The following is a 6,175-nucleotide window of genomic DNA, read 5'->3' on the forward strand; positions in this document are numbered from 1 at the left end:
ATAATAGGTAATTGGCCGTCAGCCGGGCAAAACCCGATCGGCGCTGACGGTGTGTACACGCATTATGGGCTTGGAAACGATCATGGAAGAAAACGGCTTTATTACCTCTACCTTGCACTCTGACCGTCGCTTGGGCACGCAGCATGGCGCTATCCATCAGCCATTGCACCCATCGACCGAGTTCGGTTTTCAGGATGCGCGTGAGCTGGCTGCGGTCTTTCAGGGCAAGTCCGGCTTTACCTATTCCCGTCAAGGCACGCCCACCACGGCGGCGTTGGAAGCCAAGATTACACGCATGGAAAAAGGCATAGGCAGCGTCAGTTTTGCCACAGGTATGGCGGCGCTGACAGCAACCTTGTTTACCTTGCTGCGCCAGGGCGATCACCTGATTGCCAGCAAATACCTGTTCGGTAATACCAATAGCTTGCTGGGGACTTTGCGCGACCTGGGTGTACAAACCACGCTGGTGGATGCAACTGATCTGGCCCAGGTGCAAGCCGCACGGCAGCCCAATACCCGGATGGTCTTTGTTGAGACCATTGCCAATCCCGGTACACAGGTAGCTGATCTGAAAGGGGTGGGGCAGTGGTGTCAGGACGAGGGTTTGCTGTATGTGGTCGATGCCACCTTGTCTTCGCCGTATCTGTCGCCCGGCCGTGAATTCCAGGCTTCTCTGGTGGTCAACTCCCTGTCCAAACACATTGGTGGTCACGGTAATGCCCTGGGTGGCATGGTGACGGATACCGGCCTGTTTGACTGGACGACCTACCCCAATATTGCCGAGGTCTACCGCACGGGCAATACGCAGAACTGGGGTTTGGTACAGATTCGGAAAAAGGGCTTGCGCGATATGGGCGGCACCTTGTCGTCTGACGTGGCTCACCGCCTGGCCGTCGGTTCGGAAACCTTGCCTTTGCGTATGGAACGTATCTGTTCCAACGCGCTGGCCTTGGCGCGCCATTTGAAGGCGCATCCCAAGGTCAAGCACGTGCAGTATCCCGGCCTGGAAGATCACCCGCAGCACGAGCGCACGGCTCAATTGTTCGGCAATCGCTTCGGGGGCCTGATGAGCGTAGTGCTGGAAGAGGGCATTGAAATCTTCGACTTTCTGAATCGCCTGAAAGTCTTTGTATTGGCTACGCACTTGGGTGACAACCGCAGTCTGGTGCTGCCCGTGGCCCACACCATCTACTACGAGATGGGCGCTGAGCAGCGCGCTCTGATGGGCATTGCCGACAATCAGCTGCGTATCTCCGTGGGTATCGAAGAGATTATCGATCTGACCTCGGATTTTGATCAGGCGCTGGCCCAGTCCTAAGCTCTTTGTACATCTAGCCATGGTTCAGCCTGGGCTGTATCAGGGCTAGATGCTGCATTGCTTGTTGCAATTCCCTGCATTCCAGATTCGCATAGCCAAACAGCAGATGGCGTGGATTCGTGCTGTCTGTTTCCTGGCTGGCGGCCTGTGCCAAAGGGTAGAGCCGTATGCCATGGCGCAGTGCCGCAGCGGCAACGTGGTGGGCATTTGGGCTTTGTTGTGGCAGGCGAAAAGCCAGATGCATGCCAGCATTGTGTCCGCTGACCACGCCCGTATTTCCCCACACTTTTTTCAGTCCTTGCAACAGCGTATTGCGTTGCTCCAGATAACGGCGGCGCAAGTATTGCAGGTGCCGTGGATAGTCATACTCATCAAAAAAACGTGCCAACACGGCTTGTGTTAGCCAAGGTGACCCGTTGTTGAGCAAGGCCTTGCGGGCAATAAAATCCTGGCTCAGGTGGGGAGGACAGACCATATAGCCCAAGCGCAAACCAGGGCCCAAGGTTTTGGAAAACGAACCCAGGTAAATCACCTGTCCGGGGCTCATGGCCTTCAGTGGAGCGGGTAGGGCCGGGCCATAACAGAAGTCCCCGTCATAATCGTCCTCAATAATCAAAGCGCCACTGCTGCCGGCCCAAGCCAGCAGCTCCTGCCTGCGACTTACCGTCAAGGTGTGCCCCAAAGGGTACTGATGGGAGGGCGTGACGAAAGCTAACTGAACAGCCTTGTCAGGCAATTGATCCGTGCGCAAGCCGTGCTGGTCCACAGGCACGGGAATACTTTGTGCGCGGTGCCGCGCCAGCAAATGTCTGAAGCCGTTGTAGCCGGGCGACTCATGCACCGCAGAGCTTTTTTCGTCCAGGAAATGAGCTGCGATCAAACTCAAGGACTCCTGTGTTCCTGCAGTGATGATGATGTGCTCCGGGTCAGCCAGTATGCCCTTGTTGGCCGCCAGATAATCCGCGATTTGCAGCCGCAAACCCCATAGACCTTCAGGCGGCGGATAGTCCGCCATGGCAGAGCCTGCGTAACGCAGTAGCTGGTTGGACAAATAAATGAACTGTCGCAGCGGAAAAGCATGGACCGAGGGGCGTCCAATCTTGAAATCAAAACGAACGGGCACGCTGGCGGCAGGTACATGCACGCCGCTGGCCTGGGCCGTGCTGGTACGTGGGCTGCGTGAACAGTGGGCCGTCTCCAGCACAAAATCCGGTGCCAGGCGACTGCGACCATTGCGGGTAGGCGTAGCTACAAAAAATCCCCGGCTCGGTTCGCTATGAATCAGATTGGAATCGATCAGCAAATCATAGGCACCCATGATCGTATTTTTAGAAACCTGCAATAGAGACGCCATTCGGTTGATCGAAGGCAAGCGATTACCTTCTTGCAAACGCCCTGAACAGATCAGGGTTTCGATTTGACGTGCAATTTGGCGTTTATACGGTGGGCTATGAGTATGAGAAAGCGTAATCGGTAAAGAAAACATGGCGGGACCGGAAAAATAATCAAAACCATCAAGGGCGAGCCAAGCCGGGCCACTATAGGCAGCAGCCTCTAGTTTTAACTTGAGTTAGGTCAAAATGATTATTCGTTCGTGATAAATTTGTCCCGCTTATTGATCTGCCAACTGGCGCCTTGTCATGGATGTTTTTATCTAGGTAAGAGTATTTAATTTCTCGTAATTACGATATAAAAAAACCATCCCCATTATCTAATCTGTATCCATACCTTCTCAGTAAAAAATAACAATCGTTATAGTTTGCTTGGTCTTGCCGTTTAGCAAGGCAATTGTTGGAGGTAATGGAATGTATAGAAAAATGATGACCCTGGCCTTCCTGTCTACCACCGTCAGCGCGGCTTTGGCGGCCCCGACGGAAGAGCAAGTGCGGGTAGATAACTTGTTTCAGCAAAACTGTGCGGTGTGTCATGCAGCCGACCGGGGAGGGTATATCGCTCCGGGCCTGCACAGTGACCGCCTGGTTCAAAGTGAGATTGCCTTGCGTGGCACCATCATGACCGGGATTCCGGATACCTTGATGCCACCTTTTGTCGGACGCTTGCCCGACGAGGATATTCGCGCATTGGCCAAGATGATCAAGAACGAGCCCGTGGTGGAACGCACTTGGGATATGGATCAGATACGTGCCAGCGTGAAAGTACTGGTAGACGAATCCACCTTGCCCGGCAAACCCAATTACGAGATTGACTCTGTCTATGACCTGATGGTCATCATGGCCCGCGGGCGTTATGGGCGGGGCGATGGTTCCAATCAGGCTCGTGCCGTTTTCATCAATGGCAAGAACAACCAGAAGGTGGGTGAAATTGCCACGGTTGGCGCGCCACACATCATGGAATTCAGCCCCAGCCACGAGCGCTGGGGATACCTGAAAAGTGATGATGGCCACGTCTACAAAATCGACCTGTACACCTTGCAGATTGTTCGTCAGGCCAAGGTGGGGCTGACTGGTACGGGTATTGCCTTATCCAAAGATGGCAAGTGGCTGGCATTGAGTTCCTTCGTACCCAACAGCATGGTTATCCTGAAAGCCGACACCCTGGAGCCAGTGAAATATATCGCTCTGGAGGGCGAGGACCCGGACGGCAATTTCATCAAATCCGCCGGTGGTCCGATTATTGGTAGTCGTATCAACAACAAGTTTGCATTGACATTGCGCCAAGCCGGGCAGATCTGGATTATTGATCCGGACAAGCCGGATATGCCGGTCACCAAACTGGCCAAGGTCGGCCGCATGTTGCACGACACCTTCCTGACGCCGGATGGTCGTTATTCCATGGTGGCCTCTTACGACGACAACAAGTACGTGGCTATCGACCTGAAGGACGACAAGGTGGTACGTGACATTCCGGCTGGCTGTCAGCCCCACGCAGGCTCGGGTGCTGTCACGGAAGTGAACGGCCGCATGCTGGCCTTCGGCACCAATATGGGTAGCTGCAAGTTGGGCTCCGTGGTTACTGCCTGGGATGTCAAAGACTTCTCTGTGGTGAAACAGATTCCCGTTGCTGGAGCCACTGAATCCCCCGCCGCCCATCCTAATGCCCCGTATGTGGCGGTGGACATTATCGACAAGGACAAGCGCGCTTCCTGGATTCAGCTGATCGATAAAAACACCTTGTCCGTGGTGAAGACTTTGGACGTGGGTGGTCATGCCTTCTTCCCCAACTACAACCGCACGGGCGATTACCTCTACGTCAGTTCGGGTTATTGGGGCGATCGCTTGAAGATTTACGACAGCCGCAGTCTGGAGCTGGTAGCTGAACACAAGATGGAAAGCCCATCGGGCATTTTCTCGCGTGCCCGTACCCGTTGGCTCACCATTGGTCAGCCTGAAACCCAAAAATTCTGAGCAAAGGAACGTCATGAAAAAGCTTTTTATGGGTATGGCTCTGGTGGGCCTCCTGGGTTCCAGTGTCGCTTTGGCAGCGGACAAACCAGTGGGTTTGCAAGGCTCGCATGGGCAGTCGCAACTATCGGCTCAGGCATCGTCCATGCTGCCTTTGTGCGCGTCCTGCCATGGGCTGGAAGGTGTCAGCACGGAAGGCATGTATCCCAACCTGGCGGGGCAGAAGGTGGAGTATCTGGTCAAGCAGCTACAGCAGTTCAAATCGCGGGAGCGTAACGATCCCATCATGAGCCCGATGGCCGAGCCTCTCAGCCCGGAAATGGTGAATGAACTGGCTGCCTACTTTTCCAGCCTGAAGTAAGTGTGAATCGGGCGCCAGTGTCTGCTGGCGCCTTAAGGATGTCGTGTAATGAATGTGTTTCCCTTGTTCTTCAATCTGACCGGTAAGGCGGTTGTCGTCGTAGGTGGCGGGACGGTTGCGGAGCGTAAAGTTCGGCTCTTGCTGCGTGCTGGCGCGCGAGTCACCGTAGTCGCACCGGAGCAAACCTCCTGGTTGAGGGCCAGTGCCCAGGCGGGTGCTTTAAGCAGCTTGTTTACCTCCTTTGTTGCCGAGCATATTCACGAGGCCTGGCTGGTTGTTGCAGCAACTGGACGGCGCGAGATAAATCGCATCGTGGCGCAGGCAGCCGACGCCTTGCGTCTACCCTGTAATGTGGTTGATGACGGGCAACTGTCCACCGTACAAGTGCCTGCCATGGTCGACCGTTCGCCCTTGATGATTGCGGTTTCCTCTGCGGGGTCTGCTCCCGTGCTGGCGCGGCGCGTTCGGGAGTGGATAGAAAGCGAGCTGCCTGAGTCAGTAGGGGACTTGGCCGGTTTGCTGGCTCGCCGCCGAGCCGATATCAAACAGGCTTTCCCCGAGGTGCATACCCGTCGTCATTTCTTTGATTATGTGCTTGATAGTCCTATCCCCGATCTCCTCGCACAAGGCAAGGCTACGGAAGCGCTGGCAGCTTTTGATGCTGCTTTGAAGACAGAAACTCCCCAGCAGCATATTCAGGTCACCATTTTGCCTATCGCTGACTTGGAAGCAGTGGACTTGCTGACGTTGCGCGCCTTGCGCAAATTGAACCAGGCAGATTGGGTCTTGTACCTGCCACTGATTTTGCCTGCGATTTTGGAGAAGGCGCGTCGTGATGCCCGTTTGATGGCCTTGGATCAGGCGGGAGTAGTCTTGCAAGACACCTTGTTGAATCGTGATTTCTGGGCACCCCTGTGCCAGTCCTGGGTGCCAGGCGAGCGCATCGTGATTGCTTGGAAATCGTCGTGGGATGTGCAGCCTTTGCTTGAGCTGTTGCAGCAGCAAGGCTTGATCTGTGAGCTGGCCTAGCTGCGCTATCAGCTTGTTTAGGTGAGCTCTGTGATGAAGAACTAAGTGAAGTGTTGTTGTTGTTGTTGTTGTTGTTGTTGTTGTTGTTGTTGTTGTTGTTGTTGT

Annotated in this window: 5 protein-coding genes; 4 read left to right on the forward strand and 1 reads right to left on the reverse strand. The window is 54.7% G+C overall.

The genetic code is table 11. The features are described from left to right. The first annotated feature begins 82 nt into the window (after positions 1 to 82). Positions 83 to 1,318 (forward strand): cystathionine gamma-synthase family protein, encoded by a 1,236-nt coding sequence (locus U2949_RS03365; protein WP_321286145.1) that lies wholly within the window; start codon positions 83 to 85, stop codon positions 1,316 to 1,318. Between the two features lie 13 nt (positions 1,319 to 1,331). Here U2949_RS03365 and pdxR read toward each other — a convergent pair whose 3' ends face one another. After that, a complete protein-coding gene (gene pdxR / locus U2949_RS03370; protein WP_321286147.1) occupies positions 1,332 to 2,804 on the reverse strand; it encodes a MocR-like pyridoxine biosynthesis transcription factor PdxR in 1,473 nt (490 codons plus the stop codon). A 319-nt stretch (positions 2,805 to 3,123) separates the two neighbouring features. On the opposite strand from pdxR, the gene U2949_RS03375 reads away from it, so the two are divergent. The 3 genes from U2949_RS03375 to U2949_RS03385 are packed head-to-tail and all read left to right on the forward strand — an operon-like array spanning position 3,124 to position 6,070. After that, on the forward strand, positions 3,124 to 4,683 hold the full coding sequence (locus U2949_RS03375) for a cytochrome D1 domain-containing protein (protein ID WP_321286149.1): 1,560 nt from the start codon (positions 3,124 to 3,126) through the stop codon (positions 4,681 to 4,683). Between the two features lie 13 nt (positions 4,684 to 4,696). Continuing rightward, complete coding sequence (locus U2949_RS03380) at positions 4,697 to 5,041, forward strand: c-type cytochrome (protein ID WP_026483439.1); 345 nt, start codon at positions 4,697 to 4,699, stop codon at positions 5,039 to 5,041. Between the two features lie 48 nt (positions 5,042 to 5,089). Beyond that, on the forward strand, positions 5,090 to 6,070 hold the full coding sequence (locus U2949_RS03385) for a precorrin-2 dehydrogenase/sirohydrochlorin ferrochelatase family protein (RefSeq protein ID WP_321286152.1): 981 nt from the start codon (positions 5,090 to 5,092) through the stop codon (positions 6,068 to 6,070). Positions 6,071 to 6,175 lie beyond the last annotated feature (105 nt).

Origin of the sequence: Alcaligenes phenolicus (assembly GCF_032063905.1) — a bacterium.
In the GTDB taxonomy this organism is placed as follows: domain Bacteria; phylum Pseudomonadota; class Gammaproteobacteria; order Burkholderiales; family Burkholderiaceae_B; genus Alcaligenes; species Alcaligenes phenolicus.